General features: G+C 60.3%; 24 protein-coding genes and 2 tRNA genes. 14 read left to right on the forward strand and 12 right to left on the reverse strand.

Annotation, left to right across the window (positions count from 1 at the left end; all coding sequences use genetic code 11):
• Positions 1-12: 12 nt before the first annotated feature.
• Positions 13-672 (reverse strand): hydrolase, encoded by a 660-nt coding sequence (locus J1N50_RS12530; protein WP_215353952.1) that lies wholly within the window; start codon positions 670-672, stop codon positions 13-15.
• A gap of 360 nt (positions 673-1,032) precedes the next feature.
• Here J1N50_RS12530 and J1N50_RS12535 point away from each other — a divergent pair, with 360 nt between their 5' ends.
• Positions 1,033-1,722 carry a Crp/Fnr family transcriptional regulator gene (locus J1N50_RS12535; RefSeq protein WP_215353954.1) on the forward strand — a complete coding sequence of 230 codons (690 nt, stop codon included), beginning with the start codon at positions 1,033-1,035 and terminating at the stop codon, positions 1,720-1,722.
• Between the two features lie 252 nt (positions 1,723-1,974).
• Here the strand turns inward: J1N50_RS12535 and J1N50_RS12540 are convergent, their stop codons facing one another.
• Positions 1,975-2,265, reverse strand: a complete 291-nt coding sequence (locus tag J1N50_RS12540) for a hypothetical protein (protein ID WP_215353956.1) — start codon at positions 2,263-2,265, stop codon at positions 1,975-1,977.
• A 237-nt stretch (positions 2,266-2,502) separates the two neighbouring features.
• Here J1N50_RS12540 and J1N50_RS12545 point away from each other — a divergent pair, with 237 nt between their 5' ends.
• From J1N50_RS12545 to J1N50_RS12555, 3 genes are all read left to right on the forward strand, one after another.
• A complete protein-coding gene (locus J1N50_RS12545; protein ID WP_215353958.1) occupies positions 2,503-5,664 on the forward strand; it encodes a helicase-related protein in 3,162 nt (1,053 codons plus the stop codon).
• On the forward strand, positions 5,664-9,155 hold the full coding sequence (locus J1N50_RS12550) for a type ISP restriction/modification enzyme (RefSeq protein WP_215353960.1): 3,492 nt from the start codon (positions 5,664-5,666) through the stop codon (positions 9,153-9,155). Before J1N50_RS12545 ends, J1N50_RS12550 begins: the two co-directional genes overlap by 1 nt.
• A gap of 304 nt (positions 9,156-9,459) precedes the next feature.
• Positions 9,460-10,191 carry a hypothetical protein gene (locus J1N50_RS12555; protein WP_215353962.1) on the forward strand — a complete coding sequence of 244 codons (732 nt, stop codon included), beginning with the start codon at positions 9,460-9,462 and terminating at the stop codon, positions 10,189-10,191.
• Positions 10,192-10,541: 350 nt separating this feature from the next.
• Here the strand turns inward: J1N50_RS12555 and J1N50_RS12560 are convergent, their stop codons facing one another.
• The 3 genes from J1N50_RS12560 to J1N50_RS17970 form a co-directional block, all read right to left on the reverse strand.
• On the reverse strand, positions 10,542-11,897 hold the full coding sequence (locus J1N50_RS12560) for a hypothetical protein (protein ID WP_215353964.1): 1,356 nt from the start codon (positions 11,895-11,897) through the stop codon (positions 10,542-10,544).
• 281 nt (positions 11,898-12,178) lie between these two features.
• Positions 12,179-12,349: a hypothetical protein gene (locus tag J1N50_RS12565; RefSeq protein WP_215353966.1), complete on the reverse strand. Its 171-nt coding sequence runs from the start codon at positions 12,347-12,349 to the stop codon at positions 12,179-12,181.
• 327 nt (positions 12,350-12,676) lie between these two features.
• Positions 12,677-12,910 carry a helix-turn-helix domain-containing protein gene (locus J1N50_RS17970; RefSeq protein WP_215354085.1) on the reverse strand — a complete coding sequence of 78 codons (234 nt, stop codon included), beginning with the start codon at positions 12,908-12,910 and terminating at the stop codon, positions 12,677-12,679.
• Positions 12,911-13,039: 129 nt separating this feature from the next.
• Here J1N50_RS17970 and J1N50_RS12575 point away from each other — a divergent pair, with 129 nt between their 5' ends.
• Positions 13,040-13,381, forward strand: a complete 342-nt coding sequence (locus J1N50_RS12575) for a hypothetical protein (RefSeq protein ID WP_215353968.1) — start codon at positions 13,040-13,042, stop codon at positions 13,379-13,381.
• 59 nt (positions 13,382-13,440) lie between these two features.
• On the opposite strand, the gene J1N50_RS12580 is transcribed toward J1N50_RS12575, so the two are convergent.
• The 4 genes from J1N50_RS12580 to J1N50_RS12595 are packed head-to-tail and all read right to left on the reverse strand — an operon-like array spanning position 13,441 to position 15,165.
• The gene (locus J1N50_RS12580) at positions 13,441-14,103 is read right to left on the reverse strand and encodes an SOS response-associated peptidase (protein ID WP_215353970.1); all 663 of its coding nucleotides are present in this window, start codon (positions 14,101-14,103) and stop codon (positions 13,441-13,443) included.
• Positions 14,104-14,116: 13 nt separating this feature from the next.
• On the reverse strand, positions 14,117-14,632 hold the full coding sequence (locus J1N50_RS12585; RefSeq protein WP_215353972.1) for an SOS response-associated peptidase family protein: 516 nt from the start codon (positions 14,630-14,632) through the stop codon (positions 14,117-14,119).
• 10 nt (positions 14,633-14,642) lie between these two features.
• Entirely contained in the window at positions 14,643-14,972 is a 330-nt protein-coding gene (locus J1N50_RS12590) for a hypothetical protein (protein WP_215353974.1), read from the reverse strand.
• 1 nt (position 14,973) lies between these two features.
• Complete coding sequence (locus tag J1N50_RS12595; RefSeq protein WP_215353977.1) at positions 14,974-15,165, reverse strand: DUF6771 family protein; 192 nt, start codon at positions 15,163-15,165, stop codon at positions 14,974-14,976.
• Between the two features lie 173 nt (positions 15,166-15,338).
• Between J1N50_RS12595 and J1N50_RS12600 the strand changes: the two genes are divergently transcribed.
• From J1N50_RS12600 to J1N50_RS12620, 5 genes are all read left to right on the forward strand, one after another.
• Entirely contained in the window at positions 15,339-17,777 is a 2,439-nt protein-coding gene (locus J1N50_RS12600; protein WP_215353979.1) for a phage/plasmid primase, P4 family, read from the forward strand.
• A gap of 315 nt (positions 17,778-18,092) precedes the next feature.
• Positions 18,093-18,404 (forward strand): hypothetical protein, encoded by a 312-nt coding sequence (locus tag J1N50_RS12605; RefSeq protein WP_215353981.1) that lies wholly within the window; start codon positions 18,093-18,095, stop codon positions 18,402-18,404.
• Between the two features lie 79 nt (positions 18,405-18,483).
• Positions 18,484-18,915 carry a hypothetical protein gene (locus J1N50_RS12610; protein WP_215353983.1) on the forward strand — a complete coding sequence of 144 codons (432 nt, stop codon included), beginning with the start codon at positions 18,484-18,486 and terminating at the stop codon, positions 18,913-18,915.
• A gap of 82 nt (positions 18,916-18,997) precedes the next feature.
• Positions 18,998-19,183 (forward strand): helix-turn-helix domain-containing protein, encoded by a 186-nt coding sequence (locus tag J1N50_RS12615; protein ID WP_246553458.1) that lies wholly within the window; start codon positions 18,998-19,000, stop codon positions 19,181-19,183.
• The gene (locus J1N50_RS12620) at positions 19,143-20,417 is read left to right on the forward strand and encodes a tyrosine-type recombinase/integrase (protein ID WP_246553459.1); all 1,275 of its coding nucleotides are present in this window, start codon (positions 19,143-19,145) and stop codon (positions 20,415-20,417) included. The genes J1N50_RS12615 and J1N50_RS12620 overlap by 41 nt, the downstream gene beginning before the upstream one ends.
• A gap of 106 nt (positions 20,418-20,523) precedes the next feature.
• Here J1N50_RS12620 and J1N50_RS12625 read toward each other — a convergent pair.
• A tRNA-Ser gene (locus J1N50_RS12625) sits at positions 20,524-20,614 on the reverse strand.
• Positions 20,615-20,741: 127 nt separating this feature from the next.
• On the opposite strand from J1N50_RS12625, the gene J1N50_RS12630 reads away from it, so the two are divergent.
• Together J1N50_RS12630 and J1N50_RS12635 are read left to right on the forward strand one after the other, a co-directional pair.
• Positions 20,742-21,764: a peptidylprolyl isomerase gene (locus J1N50_RS12630; protein WP_215353985.1), complete on the forward strand. Its 1,023-nt coding sequence runs from the start codon at positions 20,742-20,744 to the stop codon at positions 21,762-21,764.
• A 5-nt stretch (positions 21,765-21,769) separates the two neighbouring features.
• Positions 21,770-22,084 carry a DUF1905 domain-containing protein gene (locus J1N50_RS12635; RefSeq protein ID WP_215353987.1) on the forward strand — a complete coding sequence of 105 codons (315 nt, stop codon included), beginning with the start codon at positions 21,770-21,772 and terminating at the stop codon, positions 22,082-22,084.
• On the opposite strand, the gene J1N50_RS17975 is transcribed toward J1N50_RS12635, so the two are convergent.
• Entirely contained in the window at positions 22,074-22,202 is a 129-nt protein-coding gene (locus J1N50_RS17975; protein WP_281414840.1) for a hypothetical protein, read from the reverse strand. The two genes, J1N50_RS12635 and J1N50_RS17975, sit on opposite strands and share 11 nt — an antisense overlap.
• A 116-nt stretch (positions 22,203-22,318) precedes the next feature.
• Between J1N50_RS17975 and J1N50_RS12640 the strand changes: the two genes are divergently transcribed.
• Positions 22,319-22,393, forward strand: a tRNA-Thr gene (locus tag J1N50_RS12640).
• An 86-nt stretch (positions 22,394-22,479) separates the two neighbouring features.
• A complete protein-coding gene (locus J1N50_RS12645) occupies positions 22,480-23,553 on the forward strand; it encodes an AI-2E family transporter (RefSeq protein ID WP_215353989.1) in 1,074 nt (357 codons plus the stop codon).
• 6 nt (positions 23,554-23,559) lie between these two features.
• Here J1N50_RS12645 and J1N50_RS12650 read toward each other — a convergent pair whose 3' ends face one another.
• The gene (locus tag J1N50_RS12650; RefSeq protein WP_215353991.1) at positions 23,560-24,438 is read right to left on the reverse strand and encodes a LysR substrate-binding domain-containing protein; all 879 of its coding nucleotides are present in this window, start codon (positions 24,436-24,438) and stop codon (positions 23,560-23,562) included.
• Positions 24,439-24,464 lie beyond the last annotated feature (26 nt).

The raw sequence follows: 24,464 nt of genomic DNA on the forward strand, positions 1-24,464 counted from the left end.
CAGGGGAGGGGTTCAGTGACCGCCTTCGGAGGCGCCGAACATCGTCTTGGCATAGGTGATGCCGATGCCGTAGGCGCCGCCCCATTTGCGGGCGATGCCGGTGGTGAGGTTATAGGTGTCGGCGCGCGCCCAGTCGCGCTGCAGTTCGAGCAGATATTGAAGGGCGGTCATCGGACGCGCACCCGCCTGGATCATGCGCTCGACCGCACGTTCGTGCGCTTCGGTCGAAATGTCGCCGCTTGCGTCGGTAATCACATAGACCTCATAGCCCTGTTCGAGTGCCGACAGCGTCGGGCCGACGATGCAGACCGAGGTCCACAGGCCGGCGAAAACCAGCCGGTCCTTGCCGATGCGATTGACCTCCTCGATTACACCGGCATCTTCCCAGGTGTTCATCGACGTGCGGTCGAGCAGCTTCTGCCCGGGGAAGGGATCGGTGACCTCGTTGAACATCGGGCCCGAGAAGCTCTTTTCGGCAACGGTGGTCAGGATCGTCGGAACCTTGAAGCCCGCGGCGCCGTTGGCGATCAGCGCGGCGTTGTTGCGGAGCAGTTCGGGGGCGATCGATTTGGTGGCAAAGGCCATCTGCGACTGATAGTCGATCAGGATGAGCGCGTGGTTGCTCGGGTCGAGCAGAGCTTTGGCGGGGGTCGGGGTGGCTTTGATGGACATGGCTGAAACTCCTTGTTTAAAAGCGCGGGCCCCGATCCGTCCGGGGTGGCCATGGTTTAGGCAGTTTCATTTGTGCGAAATAGACATATAAAATCGTTCTATCTATTCGATAAAATAGAAATGCTGGCAAAGCCCCGCGGTCCTGCTCCTTTCGTTCGAATTCCGAATCCGGTCGTGCGGGGTGCATCCGGGCGAGCGCAAGATAATTGTATGACAACATTGCCGCAACGATCAAATCGCCGCCGTTCGCAGGCGTGAGCCTCTGTCCCGTCGAGACGGGGACGCCATTGCCGCCGCCCCAGCGCCAGGGTGCGACCCGCTGCGCTTTGCAAACGGGCTTCCGTCCTGTAAGGCGGGCCGGTGACCGATTGTGCGACCTGCGTTGTCCGAAACCGTGCGATTTGTGCGAGCCTCAACCCGGCGGAGCTTGCCGCGCTGGGCAAGATGGGACGCCGGCAAAAGGTGCGGGCCGGACAGACCCTGCTTTGGGAAGGCGACGGCGCGCCCGTCGTCGCGAACGTCCTCGAAGGCGTGCTGAAACTGGTGGTGTCGACCGCCGATGGGCGCGAGCAGATCGTGGGAGTGGTCTTTCCGTCTGACTTCATCGGACGCCCGTTCGGCAAGCAAAGTCCCTACTGCGTCACCGCGATGACCGATGCCGAGGTTTGCATCTTCAATCGCGGCAGTTTCGAAGAGTTCGCGGGCAACCACCCCGACCTCCAGCAGAAATTGCTTCGCCGCACGCTCGACGAACTCGACCGCGCGCGGCACTGGATGATGCTGCTCGGTCGCAAGTCGGCGTCGGAGAAGGTGGCGTCCTTCCTGCTTGAAATGTCGGAACGGTTAGCGGGGCAGGGGTGTCACACCGACACGCAGGCCGGGTTCGAGCTGCCCTTCGGCCGGCAACAGATCGCCGACATATTGGGCCTGACGATCGAGACGACGAGCCGCCAACTCACCAAAATGCGCGCCGACGGCCTGCTCGACCTGCCATCTCGCCGCGAAATCGTGATCAACGACCGCGCGGCGATGGAAATGATGGCGGGCTGACCGGCCGCCGACGTCAGTTCGGGGAAGACGGGCAAAGTGCCCGGATTTCCTCCCTTTCCTCCCCGACCGGGCCGTCAGCAACAATGGCTTTGGTAATCCTTGGGGGAGGGCAGCGTGATTGTGCCGAAAAACACAACAAATTCGACATTGAATGGCGGAGCGGGAGGGATTCGAACGCGGTAGGTATGATGCTGTTATATATGGATAATATCTTCAATTGGGGCTTCGACCCCAAGAAGGGCCCTAAGGCGTCTACGATCGACCTTCAAACCAAGCAATATAGTATCGTTCGAAGCCCGAAAGCTCTTCTCCCCGCTCGCGTTTCGCATACGCTTCAGTTGCCCTGCGTTCGAAATCCTCGGCGAGGCGACGTGCATCCGCCTCCTCTAGCTTCAGTTTCTGCTGCTCCCTGCGATCTCGCGCACGTTGTTCGCGCTCTCGCGGCGACGTCCAGCAGCTAGGTCGGTGAAACTCGCGGTCTACATCAACATGCGCCGCGTCGCGAACATAGACCTTTGCCTTATTCCAATTGAGCTTCGACACGCGAGGTCTCCCAAATGTTGGGCAAACTTATGAGTGATCGAGGGAAGCTGCAAGGATTGGCAAGTCCCATTTTTGGCCAGTACAATTCCCGTTCAAATGCGGCTGCATTTTCCGGCGCAATCCTAAATTCTAACGGGCCGCTAACTTGTCGATCGAATTGATCGCACCGCATTGACATCATTACCCGTTGCCGAGATCGCGCCGCTTGCTTAGTCGTGGAAAGCATAGGGGGAACTGATGCCGAAGCGGAATAGTGCACGAACTGGAAGCGAGCTTTTCATCGTCGATAACAGCGACGAGGATTGGAAGGCGCAGCGGTATCTGCACGACTGGTGCGGCCTGTCCAAAAGCATCGACGTAGCCACTGCCTATTGGGAGATCGGTTCGCTTCTCTCACTCGAGAATGAATGGCAAAAGGTCGATGGCTTTCGCATCCTCATGGGTGACGAAGTAAGTCGTCGAACCAAGAATGCGTTTCAGCGCGCTCTCAGTGAGCGGATCGCCCGGCTTGATGACAGCTTGGAAGCCGAAAAGGAGAAGAATGATTTCCTGAAGGGCGTTCCAGCGATCGCGGCTGCCCTACGCGAGGGCAAGATCCAGGCCCGAGTTTACCGCAAGGCCAAGTTCCATGCGAAAGCCTATATCACGCACGCTCGGCAGGAGGTGGTGGGGGCTGCCGCGCTAGTCGGCTCGTCAAACTTTACGCGGCCAGGGCTTACCCAGAATATCGAACTCAACGTTCAGATCACGGGGCAGCCGGTTAGCGTGTTGCAAGAATGGTATGACGAGCATTGGGAGGAGGCTGAAGACGTTACCGCCGAAATGCTGCAAACGGTCGAGCGGCACATCCAGGAATTTTCACCTTTCGACGTCTATGCGCGCTCGCTCTGGGAATATTTCAGTCACAAAGAGCTGACCGCCGGCGAGTGGGAGAAGCATGACTCGGTAATCTGGCCGAAGCTCGATGGCTATCAGCGCGAGGGCTATGGGGCGCTGATGAAGATCGCACGTCGATACGGCGGTGCATTTCTTTGCGACGGTGTCGGTCTCGGGAAGACCTTTGTCGGCCTGATGGTTCTCGAACGCTTGGTGCAGCACGAGCGAAAAAAGGTTCTTCTGCTCGTTCCCAAATCCGCGCGCGAGTCGGTTTGGATGGCAAATCTCCGGAAGTTCCTGCCGCGACTCGCCGACGGCGTCTTCAGCAATCTGAAGGTGCTCAATCACACCGATCTCAGCCGCGAGAGCTTGAGTGAAGAACTCAAGCAGGTCGCGGAGCAGGCCGATGCCATCATTATCGATGAGGCTCACAACTTCCGTAACCCAGGCGTTGCGGGTGAAGGGCAGCGCCGCGAGTCGCGCTATCGGACCTTGCAGCGGATCGCGCAGGGCAAGGAGATGTATCTTCTCACCGCAACGCCCGTGAACAACAGCATCCTCGATCTTATGCACCTGATCGAGCTTTTTGCCGGCGATGGCGAGAAGCTTAAGCGCGCGCCGCTCGGCATCCACTCATTGCAAGGGCATTTCCGATCGCTCGAGAAGAAAATACGCCAAGCGAGCGGCGAGGATACCAGCGAAGCGCAGGGCGACCTGTTTTCAGTCGACGAGAATGTCGGGAGCGGCGAGGCACACGAAATCTTTGCACTCGATCCGGCCGTCAGCGAGCTGGTCGTTCAGCGTAGCCGCGCCTACGTCAAGACAAGTCAGCGCCAGGAGGCCAAGGGTGAAGCGATCTTCCCTGTCCGGGAAGACCCCGTGGTCGCCAACTATCGCAGCAGCAAGCTTCAGACGAAGCTGCTCGATCTGGTGGAAGAGGCTTTTGCTCGCACCCGGCCATTGTTGTCGCTGGCCATTTACAATCCCGATGATTTCCCACGAGGCGGCGGTGACACGTCGGTCACGGACTTTGATCGCGGCCGTCGAAAGCAGGTCGTCCGTCTGATCCGCGTCGGCCTCTTGAAGAAACTCGAAAGTTCGACCGTCGCCTTCGACCACAGCTGTCAGCGGCTTTTCACCAAGCTCCTCGCTTGGGCCGAAGCGCATGTGGAAACTGACGAGGAAAAGCGAAGGCTCGAACGAGAGAAATCCCGGCATGCCGAGATCATCGAGTTCATCGCGGCGCGCCAAGCCGCGTGGCGTGACGAAGAGCGCGAGGAGGGCGAAGATCTCATCACACCGGAAATGCTGCTTTCGGTCCAGAACCTTGAGCGGAAGCTATATGATGTCGAAGCCATCCTCGATGAGACCTACAATGATCTCTTCCAGCTTTCCCGCTTCATCCATGAGTTGAAAGAGTTTTCGCCAGATCAGGATGGCAAGCTTGGCGCGTTGATCAAGCTGCTCAAGACGGACCCGGTTCTCCGCGAACACAAGGTCCTAATCTTCACGGAATATATGACCACGGCACGTTTCCTCCGCGATGAGCTCAGGAAGGCGGGCATCGAGGGCGTCGAGGAGGTCGACTCCGCGACGAAGACCGACCGCGGCGAAGTCATCAAACGCTTCGCACCTTATTATAATGGGTCGTCGAGCCAGGAGCTCGCGGATCGCAAGGCGCCAGAAACGCGCGTCCTGATCTCCACGGACGTGCTGTCTGAGGGCCTCAACCTCCAGGATGCAACGCGCCTGATCAACTACGACCTCCACTGGAACCCCGTGCGACTGATGCAGCGGATCGGTCGCGTCGATCGCCGAATGAACCCTGAAATCGAAGAGCGGTTGGTCCGCGACCATCCCGAAGTCGAGAAACAGCGTGGACGGGTTGTATATTGGAACTTCCTGCCGCCAGAGGATCTCGAGCGCCTGCTCAACCTATACAACCGTGTGGCAGGGAAGACCCTGCGAATTTCCAAGCTGTTTGGGATCGAAGGACGAAAGCTCCTCACCGAAAGTGACGATTACGACGATCTTCGTGATCTCAACCAAGCGATGGAAGGCGAAGAAACGGCCGAAGAAAAGTTGCGCAATGAACTAAGGGAACTGTTGCTCGCGCATCCTGAAATGGAAGCGCGTTTGATCGGCCTGCCGAACCGCGTTTTCAGTGGTCGGGAACGGATTACCGGAGCGGCAAAGGGTGTGTTTTTCTGCTGGGCACTCCCCGGTCGCAAACCCGAACCAGATCCGGACGCCGATGAAATCGAGAACTGGACTGACGCTGATGGTCGAGCTGCATGGTATTATTATGACCTCGCGACAGGACAGGTCGCGGACTCCGCGACCCAGATCGCCGAGTTGATCCGCAGCGCCCCGGAAACTGCACGTCGCTTGTCTACACCCGAAGATGCACTTCGCGCGGCCCGCGAAGCCATGGAGCGGCATATCGGCAACTCGTATTTGAAACAGGTTCAGGCCCCGGCTGGCGTCAAGCCGATCCTGAAAGCGTGGATGGAATTGAACTAATGCTCGACAAAGGCGGCCTCGACAAAATCACGACCTTTGGATCGTTGATCGAATATCTGCGCGACGAGCTCGATTGGCCGATCGAGGAGATGAGTTTCGATGACCTGACCTACGAATGGGACCCCAGGGAGTTCGGCCTGAAGGCCGATGAAGTCGCCGGCCAGGTCGAGATCAAGCAGCTCCGTCCGATCGAGCGCGAACCGTGGGGTATCTTCTTTCTCAGCCTCCCGCATCGCAAGATACCCGTCACGGTTCTGCGCCGCATCCTCGGTTCGCTGGCGCCGAAAAAGCGCGCGTCGGCAAATCCGGGCGGTCGCGCGGTCTGGGCCAAGACCGACCTTCTGTTCATTGCAGCCCACGGCGAAGGCGCGGAGCGCGGGCTCGCCTTCGCCCATTTCCATGAGGACAAATCGCACGGCGATCTTCCTACCCTGAAACTGCTGGGATGGGATGGCGCGGACACCGTTCGCCGACTTTCGGCAACGCATGACACGCTCAAGAAGCAACTGCACTGGCGCGACGGGGGCGAGACTGATGATGCTTGGCGCTTGCGTTGGAACGATGCATTCCGCGAGAAGGCGGGTGAGGTTGTCGCCACGTCCAAGGCGATGGCGAAGGAGTTGGCCAGCCTCGCTCGTGAAATTCGCCGCCGCGCCAATGAACTTCTAGTCGAGGAAAATGATCAGGGTCCGCTGCGAAAGCTGCATACGGCATTCAAAGAGGCGCTGATCCACGATCTCGAGTTCGACGATTTTGCCGACATGTATGCGCAAACTATCGCTTACGGTTTATTGTCGGCACGGATCAGTCGCGAGTCCGGCGCGCTCGTGGCCGACAATGCCGCCGATCTGGCGCCGCCGACCAATCCGTTCCTGAAGGAATTGCTCGAAACCTTCCTTCAGGCGGGCGGCCGCAAAGGCGGGATGGATTTCGACGAGCTGGGCGTGAATGACGTCATCGAGCTGTTACGCCGCGCGAACATGGAAGCGGTTCTTCGCGATTTCGACGACCGCAATCCCAACGAAGATCCGGTCATCCACTTCTATGAGCTGTTCCTCAAGGAATATGACGCGCAGAAACGGATGCAACGCGGCGTCTTCTACACCCCGCGTCCGGTGGTCGGCTTCATCGTCCGTTCGGTCGACGAAGTGCTGCGCGACCAGTTCGGGCTGGAAGACGGCCTCGCCTCGACCGCGACCTGGGGTGAGGTCATCGCGGCGAAGCCGGAGATCGTTCTTCCCGAGGGCGCGAAGGCGAGCGATCCCTTCGTTCGCATCCTCGACCCCGCTACCGGAACCGGCACCTTCCTGGTCGAGACGATCGACCTGATCTGGAACCAGATGCGCGACAAGTGGCGCAAAGCTGGCAAGCGCGATGCTGAGATCACCGCGCTGTGGAACGATTATGTCCCCAACCACCTGCTGCCGCGCCTCTACGGTTTCGAACTGATGATGGCGCCCTATGCCATCGCGCATATGAAGCTTGGGCTGAAGCTCCACGAGACCGGCTACCGTTTCGGCAGCGACGAGCGGGCGCGGATTTATCTAACCAACGCGCTGGAGCCGGCGCAAGATTTCGACATGCAGTTGCGCTTTATGAGCGAAGCGCTGGCGCATGAAGCGCAGGCGGCCAATGCGGCGAAGGACGTGCGGTTTACGGTAGTGGTGGGGAACCCGCCGTATGCGGGCCACTCCACTAATAACAGTATCAAGTCGATTGTCGACAAGGTGCATGACTACAAGAGAGATTGGCCGGATTTGCTCAAACCTGGCCAAGGGAAGTGGCTTCAGGATGACTACGTCAAGTTTATCCGCCTATCGCAGTCGTGTTTGGATTTAACCTCGACGGGCGTTTTTGGGTTTATCACGAACAATAGTTGGCTCGACAATCCAACTTTCAAGGGGATGAGAGAGAGAATATTAGCCAGCTTTTCGTTCCTGAGGGTGATCGACCTGCATGGGAACTATAAACGCGGGAGGTCCCCAAATGGGGAGAAAGACGAGAATGTATTCGAAGATGTGGCGCAGGGCGTAGCAATCACGATCGGCCGCGCTGAAGTTAGCTCGGACAATCGTGAGGTCGGGCGGACAGATATTTTGGGTACAGTGGAGGCCAAGTTGGAGTGGCTCAGCGGCACCGTAATGAGCAAAGCTACGAGCACGATGTTCGAGGTTCTGGCACCGGAGAATCTCTTCGTAATTCTGGACGCCCAATCGCGAGAGGAGTTTCGTCTGTTTCCGTCTCTTCGAGAAGTAATAAATCAATATGGCGACCCAGCACCAGGTATCGTGACGACCCATGATGAGTTCGCCGTCTCATTCGATCGCGACGAGCAGATAGCAAAGGTTCGTTCGCTGGTCGCGTCCACTGACGAGGCGCGCGCGAGAGAGAAATTTCGACTCTGCACGCAGGACCAGTGGAATTATGAAGCCGCGAAGACGCGATTGGCGAGCGAAACTTGGCTTCAGGACATAGGACCTATCGGCTACCGCCCATTCGACGCTCGCGTCTCGGTGTTCAATAGCGATGTTGCGGTGCACCTCAGGAACCGTGCCACAGCTCATATGCGCGACTTCGAGAACGTGGCGCTCGTCACCACGAGGCAACGGTCTCAGGATGCTGGTCCTTGGCCAAATGTGTTCGTTTCCGATTTGCCGATTGAGAGCACGGCCATCTCCAACAAGACAAAAGAAATAAACTACATCTTCCCGCTATGGCTAAAACCAAACGGTTCCGAAACCCGCGCCCTTCCGAATATTGCTCCAGATTTTTCGGCGCGTCTCGCAAAGCTCACCGGCCTCACCTGGGACGACTGCATCGATGCCCCGCGCCAAGTCGAACTCGCCGGCGTTCTGCCGACGAAGCCCGAGCAGACCGCGATGTTTGCGACCCGTCGCGAGCGTGGCGACCTCGTCGGCAGCTTCGGCCCCCGCGACGTGTTCGACTGGATCTACGCCGTCCTCCATTCGCCCGCCTATCGCGCGCGCTATGCCGATTATCTGAAGAGCGACTTCGCTCGCATCCCGCTGCCCACATCGCGCGAATTGTTTCAAGCGCTGGTGCCGCTCGGCACCGAGCTGGTGGCGCTGCACCTGCTCGACAGCGCCGCGGCGCCGGCGCTCAAGGACCCGCAAGCCGTCCGCTTTGCCGGCCACGGCGAGGCGCGCGTCGAGCAGGCGGGCGTGTGGACGCCGCCAAGCGGCGGCCGCGTTACCATTTCCGACCACCGCTGGTTCGAAGGCGTTCCTGCGCGGGTGTGGAATTTTCACATCGGCGGCTATCAGCCCGCGCAGAAATGGCTCAAGGACCGCGCGAAGAAGGGCGGCAAGAAGGCCAGCCCCGGCCGCGTGCTCACCGCGGAAGACCAGCTCCACTACCGCCGCATGATCGCAGCGATGGACCGAACGATCGACCTGATGGCCGAAATCGACCGTGTGATCGACAAACACGGGGGCTGGCCGGGAGCGTTCAAGGGAACGCCCAATGAGTGAGATCGACGCGAACGCATTTAGTTGGGGAGCCCAAATTGCATAGGTCGAAGCGTAGCGTGCGCCTTCACGCTTTCGTCAGTCGGGGAGACAACGCTGGAAAGCTCTTGTTTCCACACGAGCATGAGGATGGCGAGTTTGTGGTTTCAAAGACACGGTTTGAACGCGACTATATTCGCGTTGCGAACGCTGATGAAATTCTCGGTTGGCTCGAGCAGGGATATGGCTTGCGCATGTCAAACCCCGACGCGGGAGTTCCTGGCCCCAGTTTGATCAAGCCAGCATCGATTTATCGCCCGGTGCTTCCTTGACATCAGCTGACCAAAAGGCGGCCAACAAGCGAGCAATACGTCGGCAGCGGCGCAAAACCAAAGCAAAGCAGGCGACGCCAAAGGTCGTTGCGGCTATCGCTCCCCGGCAGCGGACGCCACCAAAGCCGGTTAATCTGGCAGTCGATCGAATGATCGCGTTGCTTCCCAAAAGCTCGATGTATGAGCTTCGGCAGCAATGGCTGAATGTCCTCCGGCTCAGAAAAGCTGGAGCGTCGGCGGGTCTTTCCAAGTTTCAAGCGGCACTGATCGGAGAGTGGGATCGGCGACTGAGGCAGGCTCTTTCCGACCCGGGTCGATTTCGTTGGCCGACCACAGAGGCCAATCGCGGCGATGGAAAACTCAACGGCGCGGAGTGGCATTCCGAGGGCGTGCTCGGCTTCCTCGGCTATCGTGTAGGGATCACGCAGGGCGAGCACGATCAAACTCGGCGTAGAATACTCGATGTTACCTTCTCTTCGCCGCTCCCGCCAATTAATGGTGCAGCGTACATGAGGGAGTGGTCCGACCCAGGTTCGGCAGCGCGTCTAAGGAAGGTCGCGGAAACGCTCGCAGCCTTTGTCCGGAACGCGAAGCGAAAGCGCGGTGGCTCAATGGATAGTGCGATCGCCGATTGGGAGCGCGATCTCGACTATCTCTTCCATACCTATTACGTGGGGAAATTCGCGTTCGCTTGGCCGAGTTTGGACGTCGAACCGAGCTATCGGTGAGGAAGCAGGGCCGACCTTAGCCGAGCCGGCCCTGGCCTTCGTCAGCTATATCGTTTGACTATGGCTTCGGCCTTGGCGAGGGCCGATTGCGCCTGGGCAAGCGCCTCCAGCACAATCGTCGCCTCTCGTCCGGTCGGGTAAGGACCGGGGGAGGGAGGTTCGCTATCGCCTCGGGCGGGACGGCGCGGAACTTCTGCCCACTCGCAATTTCGCCGATCCGTCCGCCGTTGACGCCGAACCATGCCGCGATGTCGTGTTGGCGATCTCCGCGCGCGATCATGGCCTTCGCCACGGCCGCGTCGCGCGAAGTCAATCTGATGCCGCTGTTTGCTGCTCGCATCACACCCTCCCTATGCCGCCTGGCGCCGCTTGAGCAGCTCGGTCTCAAACGCGTCATATGCCAGCGAGTAGCTGCCCTCATTCTTGCCGATCTTCTGTGCATCGCCACCGAACGCCTGGATCAGCACCTTATACTTGCGGACGATTTCATCGAGGTGGTGAACTAGGAACAAGGTCGGCTCGTCCTTCCACCGCAGCTTGCCGTTGGCATCCGTTTCTAGGAGCGCCTTCAGGCCATAGATCAGCGGGATGATGAACCCATCGGGATAGCGATAGGCGGCCGCGTTCTTGCCGTATGGCGTTACCGGTTTGGTCCGCAGATCCTTCGCCGTAGTTACGGCCCTCAACAAGCCGAAGCTTCCGCCTGTCCGGTTGTAAGATTGCGGAAACTCGTTGTAGATCAGGTCGATAAGCTCTGGGAACTTGCCCGCGATTGTCAGAGCACTGGCAATCGTGCCGTTGTGGAGTTCGTGCGTGCCGTCAGAAGTCCTGGTCGAAACGTCGGGATGCTCCATCAGCGCGTCAAACGCCGTCGAGCACTTGCCCTTGCCGCTGTAGATGTCGGCCGGCCGCGGCGCAGATACGCCGGACGGCAGTTCGACGGCGGACAACGGCACCCACGAAAAGGCGACAAGGTCGCGCACCTTGATGTCCCCGCCGTCATTGGATTTCCATTCGACACGCTTCGCAATATGTGCAGGCACATGCTTGCGAAGCTCGTCATAAAGACCCTTCTTGTTGGCCTTTGCCTCGTCCGCAAGCTGGCGGTTGTTGTTTCGGGCCGCGCAAATCTCGAACAACGAGCTGGTGAATGCCTCAAGCGCGATCGGGTCCTCGGCGTTGCTCGGGACCAGAATTTCGACCGGGACGAGGAAGTCCAAAGGCCCACCGTTGCCGGAAGGGTTGGCGGATTTGAGCGCAGCGATTTCTCCGGAAGACGCCGTCCAGGCCGCCTTGAAGTCGGGCCAAGTTTTGATCTTCTTGATTGCCTTCGGATCGCCGTGAGCCGCGGAAAGAATGTGCGTCCCGATGGCGAGGGTATTGTGACCGCCGTCGAGAATGCCCTCTATGTCAGAGTTTTCGAACGTCATGTGGTAGCGTCGACGCTCGAGCTCGCGGCAATTGGCTGACGCAACGAGGATGCCCTTCGTTTTGAAGGGAAATAGTTCCGGCGTCTTTTCGATCGACTCGACGATGTCTGCGGTGATCGGGCCAACCTTGGCGGTGCGCGGGTTGGCTTCTAGATCTGCTCCGTCGAGTAGCGGCAGGAGGTTGCGCGCGCGGACGAAGCCGACAAGACGTGTCACCGGACCTTCGGCCTGGCGATCAACGGTTTCAAAGCGGATGATAAGTTCATTCGGGTTCATAGTCTCAGTCTTCCTTACCAGGAGGACCGGATCTAGATGGCGTCGACCTTGAGCCAACGGCTTACACGGCGGGTAGTCCATGCACCGTCGCAATCCAGCGACAACCCCATCCAGAACCTGTCCAGGTTCATATCCGACTCACCTCCGGCGAGTCGGGGAGAAAGTGACGTGGATCGGATCATCCGTCAATTGCCCGAATATCTGAGCCGCTGCGGCATGTGCCAATCAGGGAATTTTAGTAGTTTAGCCGCGAGGAACTTGGATTGGCGAACTGCACGATCTCAAAGGGCCTCAGCTGCTTCGATCGGCAAAGAAGCCCATCCCTCCGCGAGCTCCGCCGCTTCGTCCCGCCCTTCGGCACGGAAGTCTTCGGCGAGCCCGATGAGGTATTCGCTCAAAAATTCGAGGTCGGCAATGAGAACGTCTTTCGGCTTACTTCCGCTGCGCGCCAACCTGGAGTTCCTTTCTTAAGCTGTTGTGCTCGCGCTCAAAAATTGAGCTTCAATTCTCGCGGCCTTTAGGTCCAGACCAACGCGACGGTCAAGCGTAGCATCGGCGCGTTGGTTCCAAATCGCTCCTATCTTGGACGACAGCTTAATCGATACCCGTCGAAAATGGCCAAATTTGGATCGCGGTAGATTGGGCAGGGGTAGACAAATAAGGCCCCCATACCCCCGTTCAAAAGCATGCTACCCTTCCTGGCGACGCATGACGGCTCCCGGACTGCGCCCCGCGGTTGTTTCAAAACTTGCTGTCGCTGGGGAGCGCAAATCGCCAGCTTAATCGCCGGACGATGCCATCAGCAGGGCCGCTTTGACCCCCAGCGCATCACTAATCCGGCCGATATTGTCGATTGAGATATTGGTCTCGGCGCGCTCCACAGCTCCAACGAAGGTGCGGTGAACTTGCGCCCTGTCGGCCAACTCCTCTTGACTGATCCCGAGGCGCTTGCGCTCAGTGCGGACGCGCTGGGCAAATACTCTTCGGAGTGGCGAAGGCGGAGCAGATGGCACATCTGCGACGTCTCCCAATGATGCCTTTGCATCTACAGCCTAAACCTAGCATTTTCTTTTGGTCCGTGCGAATGGCCCCGCAGATGCCGGATCTATTTCGGTTCACTTCCGCTCTCAAATGGATGCCATATGCAGATCGACTATGTGCTTACAACTTTCTCGCCGGCCATGTTCGGCGAACGTGCAACCGCTCATATTCGAGCGATCCCCGTCGAAGAAGTGCAGGCGCTGGTGACATCGAAAACCAAGATCGCGGCAACGCGCATCAGTCACGAGCGGTTCGCTCGGGAGACGTTCCCGAACGCAAACCCTGAGGTTCGTCGCTATGCCACGCTCAATACTGGCGCTAATGCCGTATTGCTTCACTACCGCGGCCCCCCGATGGGTGAAGATGGCGTAATCCCTACCGGCGGCTTGGTCACCTGCTACCTGATCGAGACGGACGTTTATCAGGACGACGAAGAAGGCTGATTATTGGAAATAGCTACGTCGGCCTCGACGATTTGGCTGCGCGCACGCCGCGATTGGGATCAAAGGAGACGTGGCGGGCCAAGCTTTTGGCGCGTCAGCGTCCAAGGCTCGGCGGTGTGATCCGTAATGAGAGCGCCAGCGGGATACTGCGTGACCAGCGTCACTGCTTCCTCCGCCGGCGCACGCAGCCATCGCTCATGATCCGCCGGATGCAGGATCACCGGCATCCGATCGTGAATGTCGAGCATCTCCGCCACGGCATCGACCATCACCATCGTGTAACTGTCGCCCCATTCGTCGGTCGGGCGCCAGAGCCCGGCACATGCAGCGAGCGGCTGGTCGGCGATGCTGATCCAGGTTCGGGTCATCTGTCCGGGCGGACCGACCGCTTCGGCGAAGGCGCTGAGCGGGATGAGGCAGCGGTGCGCCGGCTGGAGGAACCACTCGCGCCACATATTATAGGGTGACATCAGCTTGTCATCGCGCGCGTTGTTGACGTGCGTCGGCTTGTTCGGCTGCCCCGTCCGCTTGTTCAGAGAGTGACGAGGAAAGCCCCAGACCATCGCGTCGACCTGGCGTGCCCCCGCGACTTCGCGGACGACGAACCCCGTTCCGCCCTTCCAGACATCGCCGGGGCTCGCGTTCGTCGGCTTCGGCCGGCGGGCCTTGAAGTGGGAGGCAACCTCATCGACCGAGGCTTTGAGGGTGATCAGGTTGCACATCCACGGCTCCGGTTCAGGCGGCGCCGAGTAGCCCCTCGAGGCTATGCTGCATCGGCGGCATGATCGTGAAGCTACCTTCCGGGAACGGGCGAAGGATGTCCAGCGCCGGCCGCTCCTGCAGGAGCCAGTCGAACCAGTCGTCGGGATCGACGACCGCAACATGCCGATCCTTGTGCATGGCGAGATCGGGATAGGCCGACACGGTCAGCGCCGCAAAGGCGTGAGGGTAATCCCGTGTGCCACGCTGCCAAACGCCCGCGATGCAGAAGAAGGGAACGTCGGTGTTGAGGCTCGCCGCGTAGAGCGTCTTGCCATCGCGCTTGATGCCGAACTCGTTCGCGAGGATCAGGCAGGGGTTCTCGATGCGGGCGGTCTCCGATTTCAGGAGCGGGACCTGCCCGATCTCTGGATCGCGCGACCGCAGACCCCAATGGGCCTCAATCTGGCGCTCTTGCTCACCGTCCCAGATCATGATCCGGTGACCGCCTTTGCCGAGCCCCCGCAGCGTGTCATCGAAATCTTGGTCCATGACTTACCTCCTAGCTACGGTAGCGGCTGATCGCGCGTTTCCATTCGCGCTCGTCGACCAATTCGTTGAGCCGGATCGCGTCCTTGTCCCAATCAACAATCTCGAGCCGAAGAGGCTGGACACGGCGACCTGATTTCCACGCGCATTGTCGACACCAAAAATGGCGACATGCCGCACGGAGGTTGTCGTCCCACCCCTTACGGTGGAAGCGATACCAGACGAGCCCCGCGTCGAACTTGACGCTGTGACCGCAGCGGCACACGGGCCGGACCGCATAGTGCCAGATCGCCGCCTCGAAGATGTGCGTGGCCCGCGGGATGCCCGATTTCGTATGGCGCACGTCACAGCGCCAGCACCAACTGGTTCGGGTCGATCGCCGAGGGGCGCTCGCCGAACATTTTCGTGATCGTCAGCGCGAGCTCCTGCGCCGCAGCCTCGCGCGTGCTCTCCTTCGGGGCCGAGATGCCGACGCGGGCCCAGCCCGGCGCTGCAAGGATCGCTTTCGCGACTCGGTTCTCGTCAATCTCGTCCATGGTGACATGAGAACAAAAAGAGAACTAATCGTCAAGAGGTCGGTCGCGGTCAGCGACCCTGTGGCAATCGACATCGAAGCTAGGTTTCGATTTGCGCGCTGCGAGACGGAAAGCTGCGGACCAGCCTAGAGGCCCTCTTCTCGGGGGGCACCCGAATTAAGAAAGAAAGCAATTTGAACGAGCAAATTTTCAAGAACCATGCGCCGACCTATTGGGCTGCCGGCCTGCCGGTCATTCCGCTTCGTCCGCGGAACAAGATGCCCGACATCATGCAGTGGTCGACCTACGGCTCGCAAATGCCGACCGAGCTCGAGATGCAGCACTGGCTGGCATCGTTCCCCCGTGGCAACATCGGCCTGCCTCTGGGGCCGGCGTCGGGTGTAGCGATGATCGACATCGACACCGAAGATCAGGATCTGATCGACGCAATCATGGACATTCTCCCGCCGAGCCCTTGGGTTCGCGTCGGTAAGAAGGGCATGGGGCTCGCCTATCGCTTCGAGGGTCAGAAGAACTTCAAGCTCCGCGGCGCTGACGGCGGAATGATCATGGAGTTCCTCGGCCTCGGTAACCAGATGGTCATGCCTCCGTCGATCCATCCCGAGACGCAGCAACCCTATACGTCAAACACCAATCTCTGGGACGTCCTCGACAAGCTGCCGTATCTGGGCGAGGACATTGAGGACAAGCTCCGCGCGCTGCTCGACAAGAAGGGCTTCTCGATTGGGGCCGGTGGTCGTTCGTCGCCGATCGACCTCGTGCCGGCCGGTGAGCGCGACGTGCAGATGGTCCGTCATGCGGGCTATCTCGCGCGCGTCGTGCTCGGGATCGACAAGTCGACCAGCTTCTCGCTCATGGAGGCGGTTGCTCACTTGCACCATTGGGTGACCACCTACACCGCAAAAATTCAGGGTGACGCGCTGGACCCCGAAAAGGGTGTTGCCAAGCTGCTCGAGTTCCTCGTGAAAGACGTCGAGAAGGGGCGCACTCTGCCGGACGGCTGGGACAACGGCCTCACTGATGAATTGCGAGAGCAGTCGCAAATCAGCCGGCTTGTTGAGCTCAATGGCACGATGAAGTGGTCTCTCGAGGAGGCCAAACTATGGTTCGCAGAAAAGACCAAGACCGAGGGATGGAACGACCGCATGCTGGCCAGCGTGATCGACGAAATGGTTGAGCGGATCGCGCGGGACGAGACCTTTGACGAAACTCAGGCATGGCTGTTGTTCGGCTTTGTTCGCGAGCGTTGCCCCGCTGCCAAAAGGTTTACGGCGCGCATGCTCGAGACGAAAGTTCGTCATCTCCGCAACGGCAAAGAAAGCGGCGCGGGTGCCGAAAGTCACGTGGCGTTCGCGAAGGTGGTGCTCAGCGAATTGGGACGCGATGGTGAGCTGCGGTTCGACCATGGGCAGTTCTGGCAGTGGACTGGCTCCCGCTTCAATCAGCTTGAGGACACCGAGATCTACGTAAGGGTCGCCGAACTTGCTGACGCTTCTCCTTTGGTGCGCCGTGACTCGGATTACCGTGCCATCGTTCAGGTCCTCGAGCGCCTTTGCGCGAAGCCGTTGGTGCAGGAGCACACGGCCGGGATCAACTTCGCTAACGGATTTGTCTCAAAGGATCTGACGGTGATGGACCACGACCCGAAGTTCGGCGCGACTTTCACGTTACCTTTCGAATATCACCGCGACAAAGCGTCGCGCTGCCCGAAATTCATGGAGTTTCTCGCCAGCTGCTGGGGCCACGAGCCGGATTACCGGGAAAGGGTCATGGCTCTGCAGGAGATGTTCGCGGTAACCATGTTCAAATTGGCTCCTCGTTACCAGCGCGCATTTCTCCTGTTTGGCCGCGCCGGAACCGGGAAGACTGTCTTGCTCAACATTCTCCGGTCGCTGTTGCCCTCCGAGGCGATTGGGCAGTTGGGACCTCAGCTGTGGGGGGAACGCTTCCGCCTCACCAGCTTGGTCGGCAAGGCCGCAAATATCGTGGGCGAGCTTCCGGAAAGGGGAATGATCATCGGAAGCGTGTTCAAGGAGGTTGTCGAAGGCAGTCCTCAGGACACGGAGTATAAGGGCAAGGACCCCTTCAGTTTCGTCCCGCTTTGCGCACATTGGTTTGCGTCAAATCACCTGCCGATGTCGCGCGACACGACGCGCGGCTTTACGCGGCGCTGGCTCATTCTCGACTTTAATCGGCCGGTGGCGGAGGAGGACAAAATCGAGAACTTGGCTGAGATCATTGTTGCTGAGGAGAGGGCTGCGATCGCAGCATGGGCAGTTGAGGGGATCGGTCGCATTCTGGGAAACCGGAGGTATACGGAGCCGGCGTGCCATGATCGCCGTATTTCGAAAGTTCGCCGCATGAATAATTCTGTGCAGGCGTTTCTGGAAGATGCGCCTACTATCGAATGCGGCTCAGGGACGACTAAGGTCCAGGATCTCTTCGATATGTATGTGGAGCACCTGCGGACCTATCGCCGCGGCCGTTCGGTGCCATTCGAGCAGTTCATTCAGATGCTCGAAGACCTCAACTTTGACGTGAGCCGCGATCTCGTTGGCGATTATGTCGTTCACGGCATCCGCAAGATCGAACGGTCGGTCGTCGCCAATTAGGTCGAGGATAATTCTGCGAAATTGACTATAACATAGTTTGCTCATGTAGGGACCGACCCAAGTGATAATAAACCTAGTTATGGTCGATTTCGCATTATTCTCGGCGGAGGTGTCCAACTGTTATTGCGGTCCGAAACCGGACTTTTCATAACATGCCTATGCTTAGGCCACTATCAAAGCTAGGTTTCGAAAGATTTTTCTTTGCCTCACTATTGACCCCGGTCTCCCGGACTCTTAGCTGAAAGGCGGAACCGAACGCGGCGGCAACCGCGCCCGGCTCCTAACACACCAACCGATCGAGAAAGGATCGAGTCGATGGCTACCGAAGCCCTTAATGCCTCCGCCGCAGCGTGGAAGGCCGCAATTGAAAAATACCGTGAACTGAGCCTGAGCCTGAGCCTGAACCAGGCTCCGGCCAACAAGGCTGATGCGATCGAGATTGAGATCGTTAAGCAGGAAGAGCTGCTGCTGGGCCTCGAAGCGCCTTCCCTCGCCGCCGTCCTCCAGAAGCTCGAAATCATCTTCGAGACCGATCTCGAAAAGCCCGATCGTGATGGCGCTGAGAAGCGGCTGATCATCGACGATCTTTGCCGTTTGCACGACGAAGCCGAACTGCTCGTCGGCTAACTGCCACCCTCCAAAAAACTGAACAACGAGACCGCTGCTTCGGCAGCGGGCCTCCCATCGCGCACGCGAAAGGAATTTCATGCTTCCCGATTTCATTAAGCACGCCATCATGCAGGAGCTGCCCAAGGCCCAGCTCGATCGCCTCGTTCGCAAGGCCGGGTTCAATCCCGACAACCTGATCCCGCCTCTGGAACACGACCTGCCGTTCGAGCTGTCCTATTCGGGCGAGCTCGATTTCAACCTCACCGTCGGCGCCTTCGGCGAAAGCCATATGGTGCCGTGCCGCACGGTCTGGACCGCGGACTTGATCGACGACCCTGACACCGGAAAGCGCGTCATGGGCCGTATCCAGTGCAAGGTTTACAAGCTCGTCCCGGCTGAAGATGGCGACAGGCTCGTATGGACTGCCCTCGATTTCGACCTGCTGCCTCGCTCGGCGTTCGAAGCCATGGATGCACAGATTGAGGCTCAGGCACTGAGGATGGAGCTCGACGAGAAATCACCCTCATAACTAGGTTTAGGTGCGCGGGCAGGGTGGCCCAACCCGCGTCCGCCCTACTAATAGGCCACTCCTCAAAATGAAGGAGTAACAGATGATTGAGAAGCTTACCTACACCGTCAATGAAGCGACCGAGGCATTGGGCATCGGCCGCACGACCATCTACGAATTGATCAAGGGCGGTGAACTGGCTGTGGTCAAGATCGGCTCGCGCACCATCATCCGTCGTAAGGATCTTGATGCACTTCTGGATCGCAATACCCGTCATCTGGCAGCGTGACCGGATGGCTCGTAGTATCAACCGGCTGAACGCGCGTCAGGTTGCGACCATCACCGAACCAAACCGCTACGCGGATGGGAACTGCCTCTATCTCAACGTCTCGGAAACGGGCGCCAAGTCGTGGTGCCTGATCTACAATTTCAAGACCAAGCGTCGCGAGCTCGGGCTGGGGGCATTCCCGGCCGTCTCCCTGGCGCAGGCAAGGGAGAAGGCACTCGAAGCGAGTCGCCTGAGGGCGGAAGGCATTGATCCGATCGCCGCGCGTCGGGCAGCGGAAGCTCCGGAATTGACCTTCGGGGACGTGGCTACGGAGTTCATCGACGGCGCGGAGGAAGGTTGGAAGAACAGGAAGCACCGGCAGCAATGGCGTAATACGCTCACGACCTACGCCAAAGCGATATGGACGAAGCCTGTCGCCGATGTCGATGTCGAAGATGTTCTGAAGATCCTGCGCCCAATCTGGTCAACCAAGCCTGAAACAGCGAGCCGTGTTCGTGGGAGGATTGAGCGCGTCCTTGACGTCGCAAAGGCCCGGAAGCTGAGGGCCGGCGAAAACCCTGCAGCCTGGCGGGGAAATCTTGCGGTAATCCTGCCTCCCCGGAAGAAGGGGCCGAAGCGGCACCATCCTGCGATGCCATATGGCGAAGTAGCCGGCTTCATGTTGAAGCTGGGCCAGCGGCCGGCCCTCGCGGCGCGCGCGCTGGAACTCACGATCCTGACAGCTTGTCGCACGGGCGAAATCCTGGGGGCGCGGTGGTCGGAAATCGACTTGGACGCCAAGTTGTGGACTATCCCGGCCGAACGGATGAAGGCAGGAAAGGAGCATCGCGTTCCGCTGCCTGAACCGGCAGTGGACCTGCTGCGGTCGCTGGGACGGATGGACGATTTCGTCTTCCCGGGCTTCAAATCCGGAAAGTCGCTTTCCAACATGGCGATGGAGATGGTTCTCCGGCGCATGGACGTCGCCGGCGTCACTGTGCATGGGTTCCGTTCGAGCTTCCGCGATTGGTGTGGGGATGAGGCAACGCAGTTCCCGCGCGAAATTGCGGAGCAGGCACTTGCCCACACGGTTGGGAACGAGGTCGAGCGTGCGTATCGGCGGGGAGATGCGCTGGAAAGGCGGCGTGAACTGATGGATCTGTGGGCAGCCTATGTTTGCGCGGGCAGCGGAGCGGAGCCCGGATCATCACCCACCGACCCCAACTCCGACCCTAAAGCTGACCCTAAAGACTGACCCGGATTGGCGGGTGCTACGACGAACTTCTGTGAACCAGGACCGAGAAAAGTACCAGTATTTCTGGGCTTTCTCGGTCGGTCGCGAATTTCAACGATCAGGAATATGGCGGAGCGGGAGGGATTCGAACCCTCGATACGCTTTTGACGTATACTCACTTTCCAGGCGAGCGCCTTCGACCACTCGGCCACCGCTCCGCTGCACCCGGTCGTTTCGTGCGAAGCACGGAGCGTGAATCGGGTGCGATCCAATTCGCACTGGAACGCGCGCCCTAATCGCTTGGCGGGTCTTTCGCAAGCCGATTGGGCGTGGCAGACACGCCGCATGAGACACCTGCTTCTGGCCGCCGCCGCTTCGCTCGTCCTTCCCGCTTATGCCGAGGAACCCGCGCCGATCCCGTCGCCTGGCGAAATCGCGGCCGCCGCGCCTGCGAAGGACTGGATTGCCATCGCAGCTTCCGATCTGCTCGTGATGGATCTTGCCCCCGATGCGAAGGGCAAGCCGCGACGCGTCGTCATCCAGCTCATGCCCGCGCCGTTCAGCCAGGGCTGGATCGGCAATATCCGCAAGCTCGCCGCCGCGCATTGGTGGGACGGGACGAGCGTCAACCGGGTGCAGGACAATTATGTCGTGCAATGGGGTGACGCGACCGAGAAGAAGGCCTTGCCCTCAGGTTTGGCGACGGTGCCCGAGAGCGAATATGTTGTTTCCGACCCCGCCAGCAAAGAGATGACGAGCGGCGGAAAGCCGGCCATGGTCCTGTCGAAGGACGAAGCGGCGCGGCGGGCAGGAAGGACGGATGGAGACCAAGGGCTCGACATATACGGAAGCGGCTTCGAACCGGCGGCTGACGCCTATGCGCCGAGAGTGACATTCGAATCGGGTTGGCCGATCAGTCTCGACGATCGCAATCTGCCCGGTCAACGGTGGCCGCTGCACTGCTACGGCATGGTCGGCGTGGGCCGCAATATGTCTCCCGATACCGGGTCGGGTGCCGAACTCTATGTGGTCATCGGGCAAGCACCCCGCCATCTCGACCGCAATATTGCGCTGGTCGGACGCGTTGTTCACGGGATCGAGCATTTGTCGAGCCTGCCCCGCGGGACTGGCGGGCTGGGCTTCTACGAGACCGAGGCCGAGCGGGCGCCGATCATGTCGATCCGCGCGGCGACCGAATTGCCTGTCGCCGAACGGCCGCGGTTCGAGTATCTGTCGACCGACAGCGAAAGCTTTCGACGCTATGCGGACGCACGCGCCAACCGGCGCGACCCGTTCTTCATTCGTCCGGCGGGCGGAGCAGATATCTGCAACATCCCCGTTCCGATCCGGCCGGTCGAAGCGAAATAGCCGCTTTGGAGGATTTTACCGTCACGACGCCGCTGTGGCGCTGGCAGTCGGCGACCGCGCCCGCGGCGTGGTTTTTCCTTACTATCTCGGGCGACGCGGCGGACGGAATCAGGCTCGCGGCGATCGGCGGGCAATGGCTCGATGGCCGCAAGGGTTTCGGATCGGCGAAGGTACACGCGGCGATCGGCGATACGAACTGGAGCACGTCGGTGTTCCCGCACAAGGAGAGCGGTGGTTGGCTGCTCCCGGTGAAGGCCGCGGTGCGCAAGGCCGAAGGGATCGCAGAGGGCGACGATGTGACCGTGACGGTCAGTCTTTAGACGGCGTTTCGTCTTTGGCTTCGCGCGCCTGCGCCTTGCGTTTGCGCAGGTTGGCGCGGAGCGCCTCGGCGAGGCGGCGCTCGCGCTCGATGTCAGCGGGGGAGGGCGGCTTGCTCACGCCGCGGCGATGCGGCGAAATCGACCCGGCGTCAAGTCTCGCACCTTGACAGGCGAAGGCCGCCCCGCCATAGGCCGCGCCTGCCCCGCGAACAGGCGTTCCCGGGCGCCCCGGACGCTGCTGTAGCTCAGTGGTAGAGCGCACCCTTGGTAAGGGTGAGGTCGAGAGTTCAATCCTCTCCAGCAGCACCATTTTTCCGCCTTCGTTTCCGACTTTACCGGGGCTCGCCCCGCGGTCTAGGATTGCGGTACGCCGCGCGCGGCAACCGAGGGGACAAGTGGTGAGCGACGGCAGAGGAGCGAGGGCGAGCGGCTATTGGGCGTTCCTGGTCGTGCTGACCGGCGTCTCGCTGGCTTTCGCCGCAATTCTGCTGCCCTATTTCGCCGCGATTCTGTGGGCGGTCATCGTCGCGATCCTGTTCGAGCCCGCCTATCGCCGCCTGCTGGCTGCCATGCCGGCCCGGCGTAACGGCGCGGCCCTGCTTACCCTGCTGATGATTCTGGCGATCGTCGTGCTGCCCGCCGCATTGCTGACCGTCGCACTGATCAATGAGGCCGCGTCGGTTTACCAGCGGATCCAGTCGGGCAGTCTTGATCCCGAACAAATCCTCGTTGCGTTCGAATCGGCAATTCCGGCGTGGCTGTCCGATGCGCTCGACCGGCTCGGGATCGGCAATCTTGCCGCCGCGAAAGACATGTTCGGCGGCGGCGCCGCGGCCGGGGTGCGCGCGGTGCTCGGGCAGGCGCTGTCGATCGGGCAGGGGGTTTTCGACCTGTTCATCAAGCTGATGGTGATGCTCTACCTCGCTTTCTTCCTCATTCGCGACGGAGAGGCGATCGAGAAGCGCGTCGGCGCCGCGATACCCTTGCAGGCCGACCATCTGCAGCTTCTGGTCGACCGGTTCATCGTGGTGGTGCGCGCGACGATCAAGGGGAGCATCGTCGTCGCCATCCTGCAGGGCCTGATCGGCGGTGTCGTCCTCTGGGCGCTGGGGATCGAGGCGGCGTTGCTGTGGGGCGTCCTGATGGGCGCGGCTTCGCTGCTTCCCGCCGTGGGCACGGGGCTGGTGTGGGTGCCGATGGCGCTCTATCTGTTCCTGTCTGGATCGATCTGGCAGGGCGTCGTGCTCGTATTCTGCGGCCTGTTCGTGATCGGGATGGTCGACAATGTGGTGCGGCCGGTGCTCGTCGGACGCGAAACGCGCATTCCCGATTATGTCGTGCTGATCACGACGCTCGGCGGGCTCCAGCTTTTCGGCCTGCACGGCATCGTGATCGGCCCCGTCATCGCCGCGATGTTCATCGCGGTATGGGATATCGCAGCGACGATGCGGACACAGGCGGCGGCTTGACGCCGATCAGATCCGGGCGCCGAGCAACCAGTCGTGGAACAGCTTGACCGCCGGCTGGCGCAGCGCGCGCGGGCGGCAGACGAACCAATAGCTGTAGGGGCTGTCGACGTCGAAATCGAAGAGGCGGACAAGGCGCGGATCATGGGCGTCGTCGAAATGGTGGCCGTGCATGAAGGCGACACCGATCCCCTGCGCGGCCGCTTCGAGCATCAGCGGGCCTGAATCGAAGAAGTCGATCCCGGCGGGTTCGAGATAGGGCATCCCGATCGCCTTTTTCCATTCGGCGAAGGTTTCCGGCATCTCACGGTGGAGCAGGATCGTCTGGCGCTGTAGCTGTTCGGGCACGGTGATCGCGCGGCCCCCGTCGGTCAACGTCCGGGCAGCGATCGGGAACACCTTGTCCTGGTCGAGGCGCGCCGCATAGAGCAGGGGATCGATCGATCGGGCGAGCGCGATGGCGACGTCGATCCCTTCGCCGAGCCGCGCTTCGGCGTGCGACATGGTGTCGATATCGATATGCAGTTCGGGATGGTCGCGCCTCAGTTCGGGCAGGCGCGGGAACAGCCGTTGCTGTGCAAAGAGCGGCAGGACATTGAGATGGAGGCGGAGCGACGCGTCGGGGCTGCCCGCCTTTTCGATCACGCCGCGGAGTTCGTCGAGGATCGGCGAGAGCTGATCCTGCATCTCGCGACCCGTTTCGGTGAGCCGGAGACCATGGTGATGGCGGTTGAACAGCGGCCGCCCCACGGCATGTTCCAGCGTCTGGATGCGCCGCGACAATGCGGGCATCGACAAGCCGAGCTCGCTGGCCGCGGCTTTGACCGTGCCATGGCGGGCGACCTCCAGAAAGGCCTCCATGCTGCTGAGGGGAGGAAGGCGTGGCATGTGCGTCTCTGGGCGGATGATGGCAT

Origin of the sequence: Sphingopyxis soli (assembly GCF_018682675.1) — a bacterium.
In the GTDB taxonomy this organism is placed as follows: Bacteria; Pseudomonadota; Alphaproteobacteria; order Sphingomonadales; family Sphingomonadaceae; genus Sphingopyxis; species Sphingopyxis soli.

What these genes read in the sequence shown, in the direction of transcription:
- J1N50_RS12530 (WP_215353952.1), bottom strand. Translation starts at nt 672, where the DNA reads ATGTCCATCAAAGCCACCCCGACCCCCGCCAAAGCTCTGCTCGACCCG.
- J1N50_RS12545 (WP_215353958.1), top strand. Translation starts at nt 2,503, where the DNA reads ATGCCGAAGCGGAATAGTGCACGAACTGGAAGCGAGCTTTTCATCGTC.
- J1N50_RS12550 (WP_215353960.1), top strand. Translation starts at nt 5,664, where the DNA reads ATGCTCGACAAAGGCGGCCTCGACAAAATCACGACCTTTGGATCGTTG.
- J1N50_RS12560 (WP_215353964.1), bottom strand. Translation starts at nt 11,897, where the DNA reads ATGAACCCGAATGAACTTATCATCCGCTTTGAAACCGTTGATCGCCAG.
- J1N50_RS12575 (WP_215353968.1), top strand. Translation starts at nt 13,040, where the DNA reads ATGCAGATCGACTATGTGCTTACAACTTTCTCGCCGGCCATGTTCGGC.
- J1N50_RS12580 (WP_215353970.1), bottom strand. Translation starts at nt 14,103, where the DNA reads ATGTGCAACCTGATCACCCTCAAAGCCTCGGTCGATGAGGTTGCCTCC.
- J1N50_RS12585 (WP_215353972.1), bottom strand. Translation starts at nt 14,632, where the DNA reads ATGGACCAAGATTTCGATGACACGCTGCGGGGGCTCGGCAAAGGCGGT.
- J1N50_RS12595 (WP_215353977.1), bottom strand. Translation starts at nt 15,165, where the DNA reads ATGGACGAGATTGACGAGAACCGAGTCGCGAAAGCGATCCTTGCAGCG.
- J1N50_RS12605 (WP_215353981.1), top strand. Translation starts at nt 18,093, where the DNA reads ATGGCTACCGAAGCCCTTAATGCCTCCGCCGCAGCGTGGAAGGCCGCA.
- J1N50_RS12610 (WP_215353983.1), top strand. Translation starts at nt 18,484, where the DNA reads ATGCTTCCCGATTTCATTAAGCACGCCATCATGCAGGAGCTGCCCAAG.
- J1N50_RS12615 (WP_246553458.1), top strand. Translation starts at nt 18,998, where the DNA reads ATGATTGAGAAGCTTACCTACACCGTCAATGAAGCGACCGAGGCATTG.
- J1N50_RS12620 (WP_246553459.1), top strand. Translation starts at nt 19,143, where the DNA reads ATGCACTTCTGGATCGCAATACCCGTCATCTGGCAGCGTGACCGGATG.
- J1N50_RS12630 (WP_215353985.1), top strand. Translation starts at nt 20,742, where the DNA reads ATGAGACACCTGCTTCTGGCCGCCGCCGCTTCGCTCGTCCTTCCCGCT.
- J1N50_RS12650 (WP_215353991.1), bottom strand. Translation starts at nt 24,438, where the DNA reads ATGCCACGCCTTCCTCCCCTCAGCAGCATGGAGGCCTTTCTGGAGGTC.